Raw genomic sequence first — 18552 nt, 5'->3', positions numbered from 1 at the left:
TTAGATGAATTCGGAGAATTTTATAAAGGCTGAAATTGCGATTGATCAAATTTGTTACAAAGGAATTCCCGTTGGTGGTTTATTTTCTAAGCTATTCTTTGTTACCCACCGAGAAGATCCAAGGCTTGAGGGGTTTAATAGCAAAATCATAGTCCCGAAAATCATAGTTAAATCAATAAATAATTATTTTAAGAATAAAAAGGAATTCAATAAAGTTGTTTTAGGTTATAATACTACTAGACCTAATTTTAAAAAGCTTATATATCCTCTTTCAGAATATATCGAACCTAGTTCCACATTTTATAGTCCCGAGAGCCACGAGAATTTTGACTTTATAAAATTTAACGAATTTCCTAATGTAGGTATTGTCAAATGCCTGAAAATTTATACTGAAACACGAAAAATTTCAAAAAAAGTTTTTAAAATCATTAAAAGTTTTAATCTACCAATTTCAAAAACCAATTGTTTTAATCATCTTTACGTTCAATTATTAAAAGTAGAATCTATATTGCCTGCTATTGAAAACACTGAACTCATTGTTGTTGATTATGACCGTAGCTTTACAATGAGTGCAATTGTGTTGGCTGCTAGGTCTAAGGGTTTAAAAACTGTAACCTTAATTCATTCTACAATAAATACTTCCTACGGATACCACCCATTTCTCGCAGAAAATGTATGGTGTTGGGGAGAAATTCAGAGAAACCAATTAAAATCTATGGGAGTTGAAGAATACCAAATCTCATTGGTAGGAAATCCTATAGTTCAAGTAGAAAAAGTGACCTCACGTAAAAAAAACTTCGAAAATTGATATTGGTGTAGTTTTGGATAGACATAATGATAATGTTATTAAGTTTTTAAACTCTTTTATGGCAGAGTATGGAATGCTTTCTATTAATTTTGTCTTTAAAAAACATCCAATGAGTCTGAATGCAGAGTTTGATGAGAAGGCTTTGCAGTTTGATAATTTCGAAATTTTCTCTGCAAATTTAGAAAATAAATTTTTTCTTGAAAATTGTGATATTATAATTACTAAAGGATCAACTATGAGTTATGAAGCCCCAATTAATAATAAACCCGTTTTGCTATTAGATTTAGATGATGGGATGGGGATACATTCAAATATAGAAATGATGAAAAATGAGTTATTGATGCCGGCTTTTAATACAGTACCTTCGTTATATTCTTTTTTAATGAAATTAATTGATGTAAATAGCCGGGAGGACTTGGCTTTTAAACAGCAAACAGCTTTGCGAGAGAAATTATATTATAAAATTGGAACGAACTCTACAAGGTTTACAGCAGAAAAAATAAATGATTATTTATAAAAAATTACAGTTAAAAAAATATGGAAAATTTGAAAATTTTGGATTGTACCCTGAGAGATGGGGGATATTATACAGGTTGGGATTTTGAAGATAAATTAACAGAAATATATTTTGAATCTTTTAATGATCTTCCGGTAGATTATTTGGAAATTGGATATAGATCAAATCCAATGAATACTTATCTAGGAAAATACTTTTATTGTCCTCGCATAGTTCTAGAACGTTGTAAAGAACTTTCTAATAAAAAGCTTGCTATTATCCTCGACGAAAAGAATGTTCGTAAGGAACATGTCAATGACCTTTTAAATCCTTGTGTTGGATTGATAAATATGGTTAGAATTGCAGTAGATCCCCAAAACTTCGGTCGGGCCATTGGTTTGGCAGAGGAGGTTGCAAAATTGGGATTTGAGATTTGTTTTAATGTCATGTATATGTCTAAATGGGAATCAGAAAAGCAGTTCTTAGCTCAAATAGGTAATGTAGACGGAGTTATAGATTATTTCTACATGGTGGATTCTTATGGAGGTGTTTTTCCTAATGACGTTAAAAAAGCCTACGATATTGTTCGAAATAAGTTGGATGTTAAAATTGGATTTCACGGTCACAATAATCTGGAATTAGGTTTAATTAATACATTAACTGCGATTGATTGTGGTGCAGTAATTGTAGATGCAACCGTTACTGGAATGGGAAGAGGTGCTGGTAATCTTAGCACTGAACTACTTTTAACAACATTAAATTCACAAAATAAAATTGAACTAAATTTTAATGCATTAAGTATGGTAGTTGATCCATTTTCAGAGATGCAAAAAGATTTTGGGTGGGGTACTAATTTACCTTATATGGTCTCTGGTGCGCATTCATTACCCCAAAAAGAAGTGATGGAATGGGTTACTAAAAGATATTATTCATTAAATAGTATCGCCAGAGCTCTTTCTAATCAATCCAAAGGTCTTAAAGATAATACAGAGCTATCAAAATTAGATTTTAAAGGGATAGGAAATAGTGATACAGTTTTATTAATAGGCGGGGGTCCTAGTGCCGTAAATCATAATGAAGCCTTAAAAACTTTTTTGAATTTGCATCCTGATATTATAGTTATACATGCAAGCTCTAAAAACGCTAGGAGTTATGACAATATTGAAAACGATCAATATTACTGCCTTGTAGGAAATGAGGGTTATAGACTTGAAAAGGTTTTTAATAATCACTTAGAAATTCAAGGAAAATGTATTCTACCGCCTTTTCCCAGAAAAATGGGCACTTATATTCCAGAGGCTTTAAGTAATTGTTCATATGAATTGCAAGATGAGATGTTTACCGAAAAATTTAAGGATTCCCATACAGCAATTGCATTGCAAACCGCTTGCGAACTTGGCGCGAAAACCATATATTTGGCCGGATACGATGGATATACCACGGAAATCATTCAAAAGAATGAACAGGAACTCTTTCTAGAAAATGAATATTTATTTGAAAAAATTGTTAAAGCGAAAGATATAAAATTAGTGAGCCTTACAGCAACCTATTATGGAATTCCTGAAAAAGAATCTGTTTATAGTAAAATTGATATTTAATGGGAATGGTAGGAGTATTTTCAAAAACTGTTGACAGCAATTTTATTGAAGCGATTGGCTTCTCAGGGATGGATTTCGTTATTTTAGATCAAGAACATGGCCCTTCTTCCAGAGAAAATTTATTTAATCATGTTCGAGCTTGTAAAGTTTCGAATATACTTTCAATTGCAAGAGTAGGTGAATTAAATTCTAATTTGATAGGGTCGGCTCTTGATTGTGGGGTAGACGGAATACAAGTGCCAAATATTGCAAGTGTTAAAGAAGCTGAACTAGCAGTTGAATATGCTAAATTTTTCCCTATAGGGAATAGAGGTGTATGCAGGTTCGTGAAAGACGCTAATCACGGTTCTACAGATAAAAAGGATTATTTTAAGAATGCTAATGCAAAAAAAATTAATATTGCAAGTTGAAGGAGAAAAAGGTATTAATAATTTAGAAAAAATTTTTAGTGTCAAGAATATTGATATAATATTCATTGGTCCTTATGATCTATCTCAATCATTAGGAATACCTGGCGAAGTAGACCACCCTAAAATGACCAAGTTAATGCATGATATTTCAAAATTAGCAAAGGAAAATGATGTTAGACTAGGTACTTTTTCAGACTCCATTCCAATGGCTAAAAAATTGATGGAATACGGTTTTGAGTATTTAGCCTATTCGGTAGATGTTAATATTTTATTTAATTCCTGTAAAGATATAAAATCTAAAATTTTAAATTATATATGAACATTCTAGTAACTGGGGGAGCTGGATTTATAGGAAATAAACTTATAACAAAACTTCTTTCAATTGGGCATAATGTAACTTGTTTAGATAAAAATAAACCGGAAGCAGATGTTCTTTTTATACAATTTGATATTAGCAAAAGTACTTTGGTCGATTTGGATATTGGGGATATAGACGTAATCTATCATCTCGCTGCTCAATCTGGAGGATATTATAGCCTAATTGATCCAGTGGGGGATTGCGAATGGAATTGTTTAGGCACATTAAATGTTATTCGCTTAGCAAAAAAATTAAAGGTCAAGAATTTTATATATACCAGTAGTATGGCAGTTTATGGGGATATGGAAAATGCTAAGGAAACATCTCCAACATTTCCGATATCGTTTTATGGCGCAAGTAAACTTGCCGGGGAAAATTATTGTAGACTTTTACCGGTCCATAGTAAGATACCATTTACAATTTTCAGACTTTTTGCAACCTATGGTTCTGGACAGGATTTGTCTAACAAACGCCAAGGAATATTGAGTATTTATTTAGATCAAGCACTAAATAGAGATGTTATATCTATAACTGGACGTAAAAATCGTATTCGTGAATTAGTTCATGTGAATGATGTTGTAAATGCTTTGATAATGCCTTTAAAAACTCCTGGAATGAGAAATGAAACCTATAATGTTTCCTTTAAAGAGATTTTGACTCCCGAGTTAATTATTAATGTATTGAGTGAGCGCCTAAATAAAAAATTGAAGATTAATGAATTAGATGGTTATCTAGGTGACCAAACTTTAATAACTAGTGATATATCTAAGTTAAAAGCCACGGGATGGTCACCTAGGTTTGGACTTAAAGAAGGATTAGAGGAATTTATAAATAATATAGATGAAGAAATTAGTTGCAGTCATTCCGGTTCGAGCGGGATCTCAAAGAGTGAGGAATAAAAATATAAAATCTTTTGCGGGAAAATCATTACTTGAGCATAAGATTGAAACTATCAAAAAATTACCCGTTAATGATATAATTATAAACACTGACAGTGAAAAAGCAATAGAAATAGCTAAGAAAGCTGGTGTATCAGTGCACAAAAGAGAGCCTTACTACGCAAGCTCTGAGTGTTCTAATAGCGAGTTTCACCACTATATTGCCAAAACCACTGATGCAGAAAATATTTTAGTTGCTCAAGTAACGGCTCCATTAATTTCTGTGGCTAGTTATACAGAGGCTATTGAGCAATTTTATGAAACCGATTGTGATAGTCTTATGTCGGTAAAAGTATTGAAGGATTTTATTTGGTATGATAATAAGCCCTTAAATTACTCTATCGAAAAGATGCCAAATTCACAGGATTTACCTGAGTATCTTGTGCCAACTTTTGGATTAGTTCTGGTAAAAAAATCAACCATGCTAAAATGTCGCAGTTATATTGGGAAGAAACCTCTCTTCTATAAAATATCGCAAAGGGAGGCTGTTGATATAGATACAGAGCTTGATTTTGAGTTTGCGGAATTTTTAATGAATAAAATTTTAAAGGAGAATAGTTTTGAATAGATCATTTAAAAATATACTATGGGATTTTGATGGCGTGATTTTGAACTCCTCAGATATAAGAGACGCAGGTTTTGTTCACTGTCTTCAGGAATTTCCAAATGAAGAAGTAAATGTTTTAATGAAATTCCATCACGAGAATGGTGGTTTATCTCGGTATGTTAAATTTAGATATTTTTTTGAAGTAGTTAGAAGAGAAGAAGTTTCAGAAGAAAAAATCAAAATCTTCGCCACTAAATTTTCAGAATATATGAAGAGTCGTTTAATTGATAAGAATTTATTAATTGAAGATTCTGTAAAATTTTTAAAAGAAAACTACTTGAATTATGACATGCATATAGTTTCGGGTTCAGATCAGAATGAATTGAGGTTTCTGTGTGAAAAATTAGATATTCAGTTTTTTTTTTAAATCCATTCATGGTTCACCCACACCAAAAATTCAACTTGTAGATACTATTTTAAAACAACACAATTATATTCCTAAAGAAACACTGTTGATTGGAGATTCAATAAATGATTTCGAGGCTGCAGATCGAAATAATATTTCCTTCGCTGGCTACAATAATTTAGATTTACTAAAAGTTGGTAATTTTTATTTTAACTCAATCACTCATGAATTTATTAAATAGCCTAAAGGGATTAAAACTTTTTCTTTCAAATACCAAAGTATTTCATCTTGATAAAATTGTAAAAAACAAATCTGTTGCAGTTATTGGTGCTGCTGATTCGGCGTTTAAAAAGGAGTTAGGAAGTTATATAGACAGTTTTGATTATATTATACGTGTAAATCGTGGTGCCATAAAGTTGGATGAAAATAAAAAACGTTTTGTGGGGACTAGAACAGATATCTTATTTCATTCATTTTTTGAATTTTCGGAAAGTGGTGGGGGACCAATAGATTTGGAAATTCTTCAAGCTCAAAATAACAAATTTTTAGTTAACCCTAACTCGAATATAAGAGGTCTTAGAATTCAATGGAACTATTACAAGAGAAATTTAACTGAAATAGTCACCTATTATTTACCTTATATATTATATAAGTCTATTACAAAGAATTTAAATTCGTTCATTCCAACCGTTGGTTTTTCAGCGTTGTACACAGTTCTTAATTCTAATTGTTCGAAACTTTATATTAGTGGTTTTACTTTCTTCAAAACTCCATATGCGGATGATTACAGGGATAATTTGAAAGATGTAGAAAAAAATTTCAAGTTTATAGAAAAACAAGGTTTGCATAATCCTGATCTGGAACTTGCAGAATTTTTAAGACAATTCAATAAGAACAAGAATCGTATTCCTATAGAGATGGATCCAGATTTAGAGGATATCGTCAAGCGCTATGGAAATTTTTGATAAATGATTTTTAATTTATTTTAATTTATTTTTTGTTTATGAGATATTTACCAATCAATATTTAGTATGGAAAATACAGCTTTATTTATTGTGCCAAGAGGTAGTGATGAATGGAAAGGGAATGAAGCAGGATGGATCACTGCTTCCGGATGGGCAGGTGCAGCAGGAGAAATTTTCGGAACTAGTTATGTGGCAACCACAGACGGGATATTTAGTCCAAAAGAATCAATTGAATTCCCAAAAGGAAACAAAGATGCTACAACTTCAAAAAAACCAAAAAAAATAAGAAAATTTATCCCAGAATTTTTAATAACAGCTTACAAGGATTTTAAATTAAAAAATTCTAAACCTAGAGTATGGCCGGTTGAAGAGAACAAATTTCTTAAGAACAAAAATGTAAAATTTGTCTGGGAAAGGCATGATTTATTCCCTGGTCCTGGTCATAAAATTGCTGAAAAATTAAATGTTCCCTTTATTATTTCTGTAGAGGCACTAGCTGTTTGGGAAGCTAAGAAGTGGGGAGTAAAACGCCCTCTATGGGGTAATTGGTTAGAAAAAAATATTGAAGCTAAATCCTTAGAAAATGCTGATTTAATATGCTGCGTTAGCCAGGAAATAAAATATAAAGTAATTTCAATGGGTATTAATGAAGATAAAGTTCTAGTAACGCCCAATAGAGTTGACTCTTTATTATTTAATCCTGAAGTAAAAAATAGTAGAATTTCTGAAAAATACAACTTAAAAGGGAAGATTGTGTTCGGTTGGACAGGAAGTTTCCGAAATTTTCATGGCTTAGATAGCGTGGTAAAAGCATTTAAATTAGTAAAAGATAAAACTCCAAACGCTATTCTAATTTTGGTAGGAGATGGTCAAGAATTTGATAAAATTAAACATCTTGTAACGGAATTAAATTTGGAAGAAAATGTCATTTTTGTTGGTAGGAAAAAGTTTGTGAAGGTGCCAGACTACGTCTCAAATTTTGATATATGTCTAGTAAGTGCTAAATCTGCTGAAGGATTTCACTATTCACCGCTAAAATTAAGAGAGTACTTAGCCTTAGGAAAGGCCGTAATTGTACCAAATGCAGGAGATTTATCATCTAATTTCGGTGATGGAAAAGATGTGTTAATGTATAAACCAGGTGAAGTTAATGATTTAGCCAATAAGATGTTACTCTTAATTTCTAACGAATTATTAAAACAAACACTTGAGCACAATGCCCTTCATTGGTTTCATGCTGAGGGATCTTGGGTTCATGAATTAAATAGGGTATGTGAAATTCTAGGAATAGAAAAATAAAAAATTATTTTGAAAATTATTCAAGTTGTACAAAAACCTCAATTAAGAGGAGCTGAAATATTTGCCTGTCAATTATCAAATCACTTAATGGACTTGGGACATGAGGTGATTATTATCAGTATTTTCTCTGGAGATGCAGAACTACCTTTTAATGGAGAGATTATAAAATTGAACAGAGATATTTCGAATAGATTTTATGATGTAGTTGCGTGGAAATTTTTTTTATAAGATAATAACTGAATTTCAGCCTTCAGTCATTCAGGCAAACGCAGCAGATACTTTGAAATTTGTGGTAAGCACAAAACTTATGTTCAACATTAAAGTTCCATTGATTTATCGAAATGCAAATAAAATGGGTGATTTTATAAAATCGAGATATATAAAAACATTAAACTATTTTTATATATCTAAACTGGATTTTGTAATCTCTGTAAGTAAAGAGTGTGAAAAGGATTTTGTGCAAATTTTTAGGTATCCCGAAAATAAAATTACCACCGTTGAGATAGGTGTCGAAGATCAGATAATTAAGAAAACTCCTTTACTTTTTGATGCTATAGATAAAAATAGCAATGTGTTCTGCCACATAGGAAGTTTTGTGCCGGAGAAAAATCATTCAGGATTAATTCGTGTTTTTGAAAAAGTTCTTGAAAAGTATCCGAAAACTCAATTACTTTTAATTGGTAAGGGATATTTAATGCAAGAGATAAAGCATTTGGTGAAAGAAAAAAAAATAAACAATAATGTTCATTTTTTAGAGTATAGAACTGATGTTTTAGAAATTTTGTATAATTGTGATGGCTTTTTACTACCTAGTCTAATTGAAGGTTTACCTGCCGTTATTTTAGAAGCTATGTATGCAGAAGTCCCGGTGGTGGCCTATAGAGTAGGTGGTGTTGAGGAGGTAGTAATTAACAACGAAACAGGTTGGTTGGTAACTAAAAATAATGAGAAAGAATTTTTACGATGCATTTTTGAATCAATTGAAAAGCCAGAAAAAGTAAATCTATTTAAAAAAAATGCCAAGGAAATGGTTTCGAGTCGCTTTTTAAATATAAAAATCGCAAAGAGATTCGAGGAAATATATTTTAAATGTTTAGAATAATAGGAATTGGAGAAAATTAAAATTTTACACTTAATCAAATCATTGGGTAGAGGTGGAGCAGAAATGCTGTTGCCTGAAACTTTAAAAATTCATAATAAGGAGAAATTTTCTTTCCACTATATTTATTTTTTACCATGGAAAGATCAAATGGTCACCGCTATAGAAAAAAATGGTGGGATTATTAGTTGTGTCGAAGCTACTAATAATATTCATATTATAAGGAAAATTCCGGAGCTCATCAATTATGTAAAAAACAATAACATCAAATTGATTCATTGTCATCTTCCTTGGGCTGGATTTGCAGGACGAATAATTCATAAATTCACAAATGTTCCTGTAATTTATACAGAACATAATCTTCAAGAAAGGTATCACTCTATAACGAAATATCTTAACCAATATACCTATAACTGGCAGTCAAAGGCTATTGGGGTTTCAGATGATGTTACTCAATCAATTAAGATAAATATTAATCCAAAAATTGAAGTTGTTACAATTCCAAATGGTGTTAATACTCAGTACTTTAAAAGAAACGCGGATCTTGGTTTAGGATTGAAACAAAGCCTAGGAATCCCTGAAGATAGCATTATAATAGGAAATATAGCTGTTTTTAGATTTCAAAAAAGACTATCTGAGTGGCTTATATGTATGAGCGAAATTATTTCGAATTCTGATAATGTATATGGTATTTTGGTAGGCTTCGGACCGCTAGAAAAAGAAATAAAAGAAAAGCTCATTGATTTAAATCTTGAAAATAAGATCTTTCTTCCTGGATTACAAATAGATGTAAAGCCTTACTTATCTGCAATGGATGTTTTTATGATGACGTCTTCTTTTGAAGGGCTTCCTGTCGCTATGTTAGAAGCAATGAGTATGGAGTGTGCAGTTGTTGCTACAAACGCGGGTGGAATTAAGGAGGTGATTCGAAACCATCAAGATGGTTTAATTTGTGATGTAGATAATTGGCAGGAATTACCAGATATGGTAGGAACATTGTTAAAAAATAAGTCAAAATTAAATATTTTAAAAGCTAACTCAAGAAATCGAGTTTTGGATAAGTTTAGTATGACCAGAATGGTTTCTGAATTAGAATTACTGTATACGGATATAGTTCAGCTTTAAATATATGGAATTTCTTATAGGAAAATTAGAAGATACAGAGGAAATAGTTACGGTTCTTAAAAAAAGTTTAGGAGCGGGCAAACTACCTAAGTCTGCCGAAATTTGGAAATATAAGCACTTTTTAAATCCTTTTGGAGAATCTCTAATTATCGTAGCTAAAGAAGAAGGTAAAATTATTGGAGTTCGTGCGTTAATGCGATTTGATTGGAGATTAAATCATTCTAAGGAATTCAAAACTTTTAGAGCTGTAGATACTGGGGTTCTACCTGATTATCAGGGTGTAGGAGTATTCAATAAGATGAATAAAATGGCAGTAGATAATGCAAGCGAAAGAGGTTTTTTTTTTATTTTTAATACTCCTAATGAAAAAAGTTTGCCTGGCAACCTAAAATTAGGATGGAAAAAAGTTGATAACATAAATGTTAGCTTCAAGCCATTAATACCACAGTTTAAAAGGAAACCACATTTTAATTTACCAAAAGCTAAAGATTTAAGTATTGTAAGTAACTTAACGAACGAAAGCAACAAAATTAATAGTAGAAGAAATAGAATTTTCATTCCTAAATCCCCTGAATATTTACTGTGGAGATATATTCAAAATCCACTTCAGGATTATCAATGCTATTTTTCTGAGGATTATTTTATCGCTTTTTATGAAAAAAAACATTCTAATTTCAATGAATTAAGAATTTCAGAATGCATCTTTTTTGAACGGAATGCGCGTAGGGAGATAGAAGAAATTATTATATCATTCGCCAAGAGCAAAGGAGCCAATATTATTACTTTTAGCCCAAGATTAGATATTTTCAAATTCAAGTTTAGTTTAAAACTTGGACCAATTTTGGTAATTAAGACATTGATTGAAAAAATGGAAGGTTTGAATCCCAAAAATTTAAATCAATGGAATTATCATTTAGGTGATTTAGAATTATTTTAAAATGATAATAGAATTACTTTTTTTTATTATTATTTCTTTTCGGCGTAACACAAATAATTTGTCGTAAACTTAAAAAGCAACATAATTTCTTTGATATTAAAATAATTAATATTTTATTTTTTTACCATGTAGTTTTTGGTATCATATACTATATATATATATCTTTTAACCCTTCCGATTCAAAAGGTTATTATTTTAGACCCTTAAAAAGTGATTTTGTTTGGTCTGAATCTTTTGGCGCCGGTACAACTTTTATAGAGTTTATTACATATCCCTTTGTCAGGTTTCTAGGTTTTAACTATGAAATGATGATGGTTTTGTTTGGCTGGTTTGGATTTTTGGGATTCATTTATGCCTATCTTTTTTTTAGGGAGAATATCACTGTTAAAATAAAAGTTTTTAAGTTTTTTGATTTTTTGTATTTAATTCTATTTTTACCAAATATGCATTTTTGGACTGCATCCTTAGGTAAAGGATCTATTATCTTCTTTGGATTGATGTTATTTGCTTATGCGATTAATAAGCCTAAAGAAAGAATGTATAAATTAATCTTTGCACTATTGATAATATATTTTGTGCGGCCTCATGTCTTTTTATTTGTTGCTGTAGGAATTGTATTAGGATATATGAGCGGAAAGGAAAAAATTGCTTTTTGGAAAAAATTAATGGTTTATATAATTCTCGTCGGTGGATTGTTGATTGCACAAGATCAAATCTTAAATGTAGTAGGCCTAGAGGATTCAGATAATGTTATTGGCGATTTCGAAAATTTTAGCGAAACGCGTGCTGAGGGGTTAAGCGAATCAGGTTCCGGGGTAGACATTTCATCTTATCCCCTTCCGTTAAAACTTTTTACCTTCTGGTTTAGGCCCTTATTTTTTGATTCTGGCGGATTTTTGAGTTTAATTATATCGTTTGAAAATTTATTATACCTTTTTCTGTTTTTTAAAATTTTAAATATAAATTTCATAAAATTTTTATTTAAAAGTGAAGTAGTTGTTAAAATGAGTCTGGTAGTTTTTCTGCTGTCTTCCTTTGCGATGACTTTTATTATGTCCAACCTTGGAATCATTATGAGGCAAAAATCAATGGTGATGTATTTTGCGTTTTTTTGTGATCTATTATTATCTAGCTCAGAAAAAATATGATAAGATTATGAGATTTAGGAAGTTGAAACGCACAGGGGAAATTGAATTGATGAAAGAAAATGTTGTGGCGATTTGAAGCAGGGAAAAATTAAAAGGTAAGTGTGAAGAGTGAAAATCTCGAATTAGCAAGTCAACAAGTTAACAAATCAATGAATCTTGAATTATCGAATCAAACCATGAACAAAACAGCAAATCAACAAATAAACAATAATGGTTTTTTAGTAATATCATTGGATTTTGAATTGATTTGGGGTGTGTTTGATAAGGTTGATCATAACGATAAGAAAACTTATTTTGAAAATACAAGAAAGATAATTCCTGAAATTTTAAAGCTATTTCTTGAATACAATATCCATTGTACATGGGCAACTGTAGGGATGTTGTTTAATAGGGACTTTGAGGAATGGGAAGCAAATAAGCCTAGTCGAGTTCCCGACTATGTTAATTCTTCTCTTTCAGCATATAAATACGGGGATTCATTAAAACCTGAGTTGTCCGCTCAATCATGTTTTGCAAAAGATCTTATTTCGCAAATTAATAATACTGCCAACCAAGAAATAGGTACTCATACGTATTCACATTATTATTGCTTAGAGGACGGACAAACTCTGGCATCATTTAAAGCTGACTTGGAGAAATCAATATCAATGGCAAAAGCTATGGGTATTGAACTTAAATCCCTTGTTTTTCCCAGAAACCAATTCAATGAATCTTATTTAAAAGTTTGTTATGAATTTGGTATAAAGAATGTACGCTCCAATCCGACAGACTGGTATTGGAAGGATACGCAAAGCACTTCGCTTAAGAATAGACTTTTTCGTACTGGTGATGCATACTTTGGCTCCAACAACAAATCTTATAGGGTTAAGGAATTAAATAAAATAGATGGAATACCGCTGTCTCAAAAAGCAAGTAGGTTGTTGCGACCTTATTCCAAGCATAAGATTCTTAATAATTTAAAATTAAATAGGATTATATCTGAAATGACACATGCCGCTAAAAATAATGAAATTTATCATTTATGGTGGCATCCACATAATTTTGGAAATAATCCTGAAGAAAATATATCCGATTTAAGGAAATTACTTGAGCATTATAAAAAATGCCAAAATAAATATGATTTTGGCTCTTTAACCATGAGTGAACTTAACTCTTTAGTTTAAAATATTGCAGCAATCCTTAGCTGCTTATTATGTAATATTTCTACACTTTTTTTGTGGTTTTTTAATCAAGTTCCATGAGGTGTGTTAAGTAATTTTAAATAGAAAACAACCCAAGATGCTGGTGAATAGTTTGTTATCAGCATTCCTTAAGTGTTGTAGAAATTTATATCCAATCGGTCTTATAATTGTATGGTGAGATGCTTATACAATATCATAAGCATGGAAGTACTTACGTTGCATTTTATCAATATATCAAAGGTTATCTTACTCCTGTTGATTTTGTTTTTTGTTAATCAGCACATCTTTTCCAAATTACAATTAAGACATTTTTTCTTTAAGAAAAAATTAATGAATCTACTATCACTTTATCATTTGGTCTTTGGTGTGATCTATTATATTTATGCACTTTTTAATCCATCAGATTCGATAAGATATTATAGTGTTCCTCAAAATAGAAACAAAGGCTGGCTCGACTATTTAGGGACCGAAACCACTTTTATAGATTTCGTATCTTATCCTTTTATTAATTATTTTGGTTTTAGTTACGAGATGATGATGCTTCTCTATACCTGGGTAGGATTTATGGGTTTTGTTTATGCCTACTTATTTTTTAAGGAAAACATTCCCTTGGATGTAAAGGTTTTTAAAAAAGTGGATTTACTCACACTTATTCTCTTTCTTCCTAATATGCATTTCTGGACTGCTTCTTTGGGAAAAGGGGCGCTAATTTTCTTGGGATTAATGCTATTTGGTTATGCAATTTCAAAACCCAAAGAGAGAGTTATTACCTTATTAGTTGGTTCACTCTTGGTTTTTTATATTCGTCCTCATATTTTTCTAATTTTATCAATAGGATTTCTCCTGGGCTTCTTGACCGGTTTAGGGAGGTTTACATGGAAACATAAAGGTATTGCATTAGGGATATTTCTATTAAGCTTGTTTTTACTTCAAAACTCAATACTTTCTGTAGTGAATTTAGAAAATTCTAATGATCTAATCTTTGATTTTCTTAAGTTTACCTCAAATAGGGCAGATGCTCTTAGTGAATCTGGCTCAGGATTGAATATGGCAGGTTATTCTTTACCAGAAAAAATCTTTAGTTTCTGGTTTAGACCATTATTCTTTGATGCTCCCGGAATCTTAGGCGTTATAGTTTCTATGGAAAATCTAATTTACATACTATTATTTCTTAAAATCGTGAAATTGGACTTTTTTAAATTCATCAAACTTGCTCCAATGAACGTGAAAATGAGTTTAGCTTTATTTCTGATTACTTCTTTCGCAATGACTTTTGTAATGTCTAATCTTGGGATTATTATTCGCCAGAAATCAATGATTATGTATTTTATTTTTTTTTGTAATCTATTATTATCTAGCTCATGAAAAGCAATTAAAATCTGGTAAGATAATCGGTATGGATTCTAAGAAATTACTGAATGTAGCTTAGAGATAGCAGTAATTATTAAAAGGAATTTCAATTAACTTATAAGAATCTTAAAGCAATCGAAGCATGCATATTTAATGTTAATAATCGAATTGATTTTAAGTGGTTAATATATATTTGTCATCTCGCTGTTAATTTTTATAATTAATCTCATTTCATTTGAAAAAACTCATACGCATTACAACGATTCCTCTTTCATTAGAAAAACTTCTAGAAGGGCAACTTTCTTTTATGAACTCTCATTACGAAGTAACTGCAATCGCTGCTGAAAAGGAGCGTCTTGATAAATATGGAAGAGAAAATAATGTAAAAACCTTTTGGGTTGAGATGACGCGAAAAATTACGCCCGTTGAAGATTTAAAAGCGGTATATAAACTTTATAAGTATTTTAAAAATGAAAAACCTCTAATTGTCCACACCCACACGCCCAAAGCAGGAATTGTGGGTATGTTTGCGGCAAAACTTGCAGGTATTCCTATTAGGCTTCATACCGTTGCTGGATTGCCTCTGCTTGAAACTTCAGGATTTAAAAGGAAAATTTTAAATTTTGTGGAAAAGATGACTTATAGCTTAGCTACGAAGATCTACCCTAATTCTTTTGAATTAAAAAAGATCATTCTTGATCAAAAATTCGCAAAAGATAAAAGGCTTAGGATTTTGGGAAAAGGAAGCTCAAATGGAATTGATACTAATTATTTCGATCCTAAGTTGTATTTGGAAACTGATAAAGACTTACTTAGAAAAAAACTTAATATAAATAAGAATGACCTTGTTTTTATTTTTATTGGAAGGATTGTTTCAGAAAAAGGAATTAATGAATTAATTACAGCATTTAAAAAGTTACATGAAGTTAATTCCGATGTGAAATTATTGCTAGTTGGTCCGTTTGAAAATGATCTGGATCCAATAGACGATTCAAATTTGGAGATTATAAAATCGCACAACAATATCATATCAGTTGGATACCAAGAAGATGTACGTCCATATTTGGCAATTTCAGATGTGCTTACATTTCCTAGTTATAGAGAAGGTTTTCCTAATGTAGTAATGCAGGCTGGCGCAATGAATTTACCTTCAATAGTAACTAATATTAATGGTTGTAACGAAATAATTAAGCATAAGGAAAATGGTATTATTATCCCGGTGAAGGATAGTGTAAGTTTGTATAATGCGATGAGCCTATTTTATAAAGATCGTATCTTTTTAGAGGAGCTAAAAAGTAATGCGAGATACCAAATTGCTGCTAGTTATGAAAGAGAGCATTTTTGGAATCTCCTTTTAGCTGAATATAAAAATCTGGAGAACTTGCATACATAAAGCAAATAAAAATAAAATTTTTGCTTTAAAGAATTTTGTACTTTTGCCCGTAATTATCACCTGAAATTTTGAAAGCATAAGGTGCATAAACTTATAATTTAAAACAGACTTATTGAAGATTTATATAGTATTTATCAAGCCTTTTTTTGATTTTATTATTTCATTAGTGGCACTTCTAATTTTAAGTCCGTTATTATTAATAGCTTCGATTCTCTTACTTTTGGCGAATAAAGGAAATCCTTTTTTTGTTCAGAAAAGACCTGGTAAAAAGGGTAAAATTTTCAATATCGTGAAATTTAAAACGATGACAGATGAAAAGGATTCTATTGGTAATTTACTTCCAGATTCACAAAGATTGACAAGCATCGGCAAATTTATTAGAAAAACATCTTTAGATGAGATTCCGCAATTATGGAATGTTCTAATTGGCGATATGAGCATTATTGGCCCCAGACCTCTTTTGCCACAATATTTGCCTATATATACACCACATCAATATAAAAGGCATGAATTAAAACCCGGCATAACGGGTTGGGCGCAAGTAAATGGTAGAAATGCTATTAGTTGGACTCAGAAATTTGAATATGATGTTTGGTACGTTCAAAACGTATCCTTTTTATTAGATATGGAAATTCTTTTTAAGACGGTTCAAAAGGTTTTAGTTTCTGAAGGAATTAACGCAGAAAATATGGCTACTACAGAACCCTTTAACGGACATAATTAATTATGAATATTTACGGAGCCAGTGGTCATGGAAAAGTTATTATTGATATTGCTGAATCAATAAATATTTCAATTGATCAAATTTTTGATGATAATAAAAATATTGAATCATTAAATGATAGGTCTGTAGTTCATACATTAAATAGCTGCTTATTAGATTCTGACACTATTATTGCTATTGGAAATAATAAGATTCGAAAGAAAGTTGCGGAGTCATTTACGGGTAATATCTCGAATGCAATAATCCACAAGTCGGCTATAATATCACCAAATGCGACAATAAAAAAAAGGCACTGTGTCATGCCTAATGCCTGTGTGAATGCTTCTGCCGAAATAGGTGAGCATTGTATAATTAATACTGCTTCTACAATAGATCATGACTGTATACTAGGGAATTATGTTCATATCTCTCCAAATGCAGCTATTGCAGGAAATGTAAAAATTAATGAAGGAACTCACATTGGAATTGGAGCAGTGATTATTCCTGGTATAAAAATTGGTAAATGGGTAACGGTTGGAGCTGGGGCTGTAATAATACGTGATATTCCAGATTTTGCGGTAGTAGTAGGAAATCCAGGGAAAATAATAAAGTATTTAAATTAAAATATATGGAACAGGGCAAAATATGGCTCTCCTCACCACATATGGGTGGGACTGAACAAAAATTTGTGAATGAAGCCTTTGAAGCTAATTGGATAGCACCATTAGGTCCCAACGTTACAGGATTTGAGTTGGATATAGAAAGTTATTTAACCAATGGAAAAGATGAAGAATCCTCAATTCATGTTGCGGCATTAAGTTCAGGTACGGCAGCACTACATTTAGCTTTGATTTTGTTGGGTGTAGAGCAGGGCGATGAAGTTATATGTCAAAGTATGACATTCGCTGCTTCGGCAAACCCTATCATGTACTTGGGCGCTACCCCGGTATTTATTGATAGTGAAAGAGATACTCTGAATTTATGTCCGGTTCAGTTGGAAAATGCAATTGTAGATAGAATGGCTAATGGTAAAAAGCCGAAAGCTATAATTGCTGTCCATTTGTACGGGATGCCTTATAAGATTGATGAAGTAAAACAAGTTGCCGATAAATTTGAAATTCCAATCATAGAAGATAGTGCAGAGGCATTGGGAAGTTCCTACAAAGGAAAAAAATGTGGTACTTTTGGGGAAATTGGGATACTCTCTTTTAATGGAAATAAGATTATAACTACCTCAGGTGGAGGTGCATTAATTGCTAATAAGAAGTCAATTAAACAAAAAGCTATATTTTTAGCAACTCAAGCAAGAGATGATGCGCCACATTATCAGCATACTGAAATTGGATATAATTATAGATTAAGTAATATTTCAGCAGGTATAGGGAGAGGCCAAATGCAAGTTTTAGATGAGCATGTTGGATTAAGACGAAAAATGAATGAGTTTTATCAGGATACATTTTCAACAATAGATGGAGTGACTGTCTTTTCGGAACCAAATAGTGACTACTTTTGTAATAATTGGTTAACAATAATATCTGTAAATGAAAAAATTACAGGTAAAAACAGAGAAGACTTTAGATTATTTATGGAGGGTCTTAATATAGAGTGTAGACCACTTTGGAAACCAATGCATTTACAACCAGTTTTTGAAAAAATGCCTTATTATGGAAATGGAATAGCAGAAGAATTATTTGAAACTGGTTTGTGTTTACCTTCAGGATCTAATTTAACCGAAGAGGACAGAAAGAGATTAGAGCTTGGTATAAACGAATTTTTTAAAGCATAGATTAA

General features: G+C 31.3%; 22 protein-coding genes. All 22 read left to right on the top strand.

Translation table 11 applies throughout. From position 1 onward, the window contains the following. Positions 1-4 precede the first annotated feature (4 nt). The 22 genes from ON07_RS03745 to ON07_RS03655 all read left to right on the top strand — a co-directional run bounded on the left by ON07_RS03745 (position 5) and on the right by ON07_RS03655 (position 18547). Positions 5-808 carry a hypothetical protein gene (locus tag ON07_RS03745; protein WP_010228318.1) on the top strand — a complete coding sequence of 268 codons (804 nt, stop codon included), beginning with the start codon at positions 5-7 and terminating at the stop codon, positions 806-808. Positions 809-866: 58 nt separating this feature from the next. Continuing rightward, complete coding sequence (locus ON07_RS03740; RefSeq protein ID WP_033445021.1) at positions 867-1325, top strand: hypothetical protein; 459 nt, start codon at positions 867-869, stop codon at positions 1323-1325. 20 nt (positions 1326-1345) lie between these two features. Next, complete coding sequence (locus ON07_RS03735) at positions 1346-2902, top strand: beta/alpha barrel domain-containing protein (protein WP_010228313.1); 1557 nt, start codon at positions 1346-1348, stop codon at positions 2900-2902. Continuing rightward, complete coding sequence (locus ON07_RS17395; RefSeq protein ID WP_202799490.1) at positions 2902-3312, top strand: aldolase/citrate lyase family protein; 411 nt, start codon at positions 2902-2904, stop codon at positions 3310-3312. Before ON07_RS03735 ends, ON07_RS17395 begins: the two co-directional genes overlap by 1 nt. After that, positions 3302-3631, top strand: a complete 330-nt coding sequence (locus ON07_RS17390; RefSeq protein WP_202799489.1) for an aldolase/citrate lyase family protein — start codon at positions 3302-3304, stop codon at positions 3629-3631. The genes ON07_RS17395 and ON07_RS17390 overlap by 11 nt, the downstream gene beginning before the upstream one ends. Next, a complete protein-coding gene (locus ON07_RS03725) occupies positions 3628-4569 on the top strand; it encodes an NAD-dependent epimerase/dehydratase family protein (protein WP_010228311.1) in 942 nt (313 codons plus the stop codon). Before ON07_RS17390 ends, ON07_RS03725 begins: the two co-directional genes overlap by 4 nt. Beyond that, complete coding sequence (locus ON07_RS03720; protein ID WP_029331428.1) at positions 4511-5176, top strand: acylneuraminate cytidylyltransferase family protein; 666 nt, start codon at positions 4511-4513, stop codon at positions 5174-5176. The genes ON07_RS03725 and ON07_RS03720 overlap by 59 nt, the downstream gene beginning before the upstream one ends. Continuing rightward, positions 5169-5582: an HAD family hydrolase gene (locus tag ON07_RS17385; RefSeq protein WP_010228307.1), complete on the top strand. Its 414-nt coding sequence runs from the start codon at positions 5169-5171 to the stop codon at positions 5580-5582. The genes ON07_RS03720 and ON07_RS17385 overlap by 8 nt, the downstream gene beginning before the upstream one ends. Then, positions 5563-5802 (top strand): HAD family hydrolase, encoded by a 240-nt coding sequence (locus ON07_RS17650; RefSeq protein ID WP_316928080.1) that lies wholly within the window; start codon positions 5563-5565, stop codon positions 5800-5802. Before ON07_RS17385 ends, ON07_RS17650 begins: the two co-directional genes overlap by 20 nt. Then, positions 5786-6526, top strand: a complete 741-nt coding sequence (locus ON07_RS03710) for a glycosyltransferase family 29 protein (protein WP_010228306.1) — start codon at positions 5786-5788, stop codon at positions 6524-6526. Before ON07_RS17650 ends, ON07_RS03710 begins: the two co-directional genes overlap by 17 nt. 66 nt (positions 6527-6592) lie before the next feature. Next, positions 6593-7825 (top strand): glycosyltransferase family 4 protein, encoded by a 1233-nt coding sequence (locus ON07_RS03705; protein WP_010228305.1) that lies wholly within the window; start codon positions 6593-6595, stop codon positions 7823-7825. 9 nt (positions 7826-7834) lie between these two features. Continuing rightward, positions 7835-8053 (top strand): hypothetical protein, encoded by a 219-nt coding sequence (locus tag ON07_RS16445; protein WP_155807129.1) that lies wholly within the window; start codon positions 7835-7837, stop codon positions 8051-8053. A 124-nt stretch (positions 8054-8177) separates the two neighbouring features. Next, positions 8178-8927, top strand: a complete 750-nt coding sequence (locus tag ON07_RS03700; RefSeq protein WP_162097757.1) for a glycosyltransferase family 4 protein — start codon at positions 8178-8180, stop codon at positions 8925-8927. Positions 8928-8933: 6 nt separating this feature from the next. Next, positions 8934-10049, top strand: coding sequence for a glycosyltransferase (locus ON07_RS03695; RefSeq protein ID WP_033445020.1), 1116 nt, complete (start codon positions 8934-8936; stop codon positions 10047-10049). Positions 10050-10053: 4 nt separating this feature from the next. Next, a complete protein-coding gene (locus tag ON07_RS03690; RefSeq protein WP_010228303.1) occupies positions 10054-10986 on the top strand; it encodes a GNAT family N-acetyltransferase in 933 nt (310 codons plus the stop codon). 308 nt (positions 10987-11294) lie between these two features. Further along, on the top strand, positions 11295-12134 hold the full coding sequence (locus tag ON07_RS03685) for a hypothetical protein (RefSeq protein ID WP_010228302.1): 840 nt from the start codon (positions 11295-11297) through the stop codon (positions 12132-12134). A gap of 101 nt (positions 12135-12235) precedes the next feature. Further along, complete coding sequence (locus tag ON07_RS03680; RefSeq protein ID WP_010228301.1) at positions 12236-13297, top strand: polysaccharide deacetylase family protein; 1062 nt, start codon at positions 12236-12238, stop codon at positions 13295-13297. A 348-nt stretch (positions 13298-13645) separates the two neighbouring features. After that, positions 13646-14680, top strand: a complete 1035-nt coding sequence (locus tag ON07_RS03675; RefSeq protein ID WP_010228299.1) for a hypothetical protein — start codon at positions 13646-13648, stop codon at positions 14678-14680. A gap of 220 nt (positions 14681-14900) precedes the next feature. Next, positions 14901-16058, top strand: a complete 1158-nt coding sequence (locus tag ON07_RS03670) for a glycosyltransferase family 4 protein (RefSeq protein WP_010228298.1) — start codon at positions 14901-14903, stop codon at positions 16056-16058. A gap of 118 nt (positions 16059-16176) precedes the next feature. Next, positions 16177-16782 carry a sugar transferase gene (locus ON07_RS03665; RefSeq protein WP_029331423.1) on the top strand — a complete coding sequence of 202 codons (606 nt, stop codon included), beginning with the start codon at positions 16177-16179 and terminating at the stop codon, positions 16780-16782. Between the two features lie 2 nt (positions 16783-16784). Further along, positions 16785-17384, top strand: a complete 600-nt coding sequence (locus tag ON07_RS03660) for an acetyltransferase (RefSeq protein ID WP_010228296.1) — start codon at positions 16785-16787, stop codon at positions 17382-17384. 5 nt (positions 17385-17389) lie between these two features. Then, on the top strand, positions 17390-18547 hold the full coding sequence (locus ON07_RS03655; protein ID WP_029331421.1) for a DegT/DnrJ/EryC1/StrS family aminotransferase: 1158 nt from the start codon (positions 17390-17392) through the stop codon (positions 18545-18547). Positions 18548-18552 lie beyond the last annotated feature (5 nt).

This window comes from Gillisia marina (assembly GCF_000258765.1).
Classification (GTDB): domain Bacteria; phylum Bacteroidota; class Bacteroidia; order Flavobacteriales; family Flavobacteriaceae; genus Gillisia; species Gillisia marina.
The sequence above is the reverse complement of the archived record's forward strand: the minus strand, read 5'-3'. Positions and strand labels throughout refer to the sequence as shown.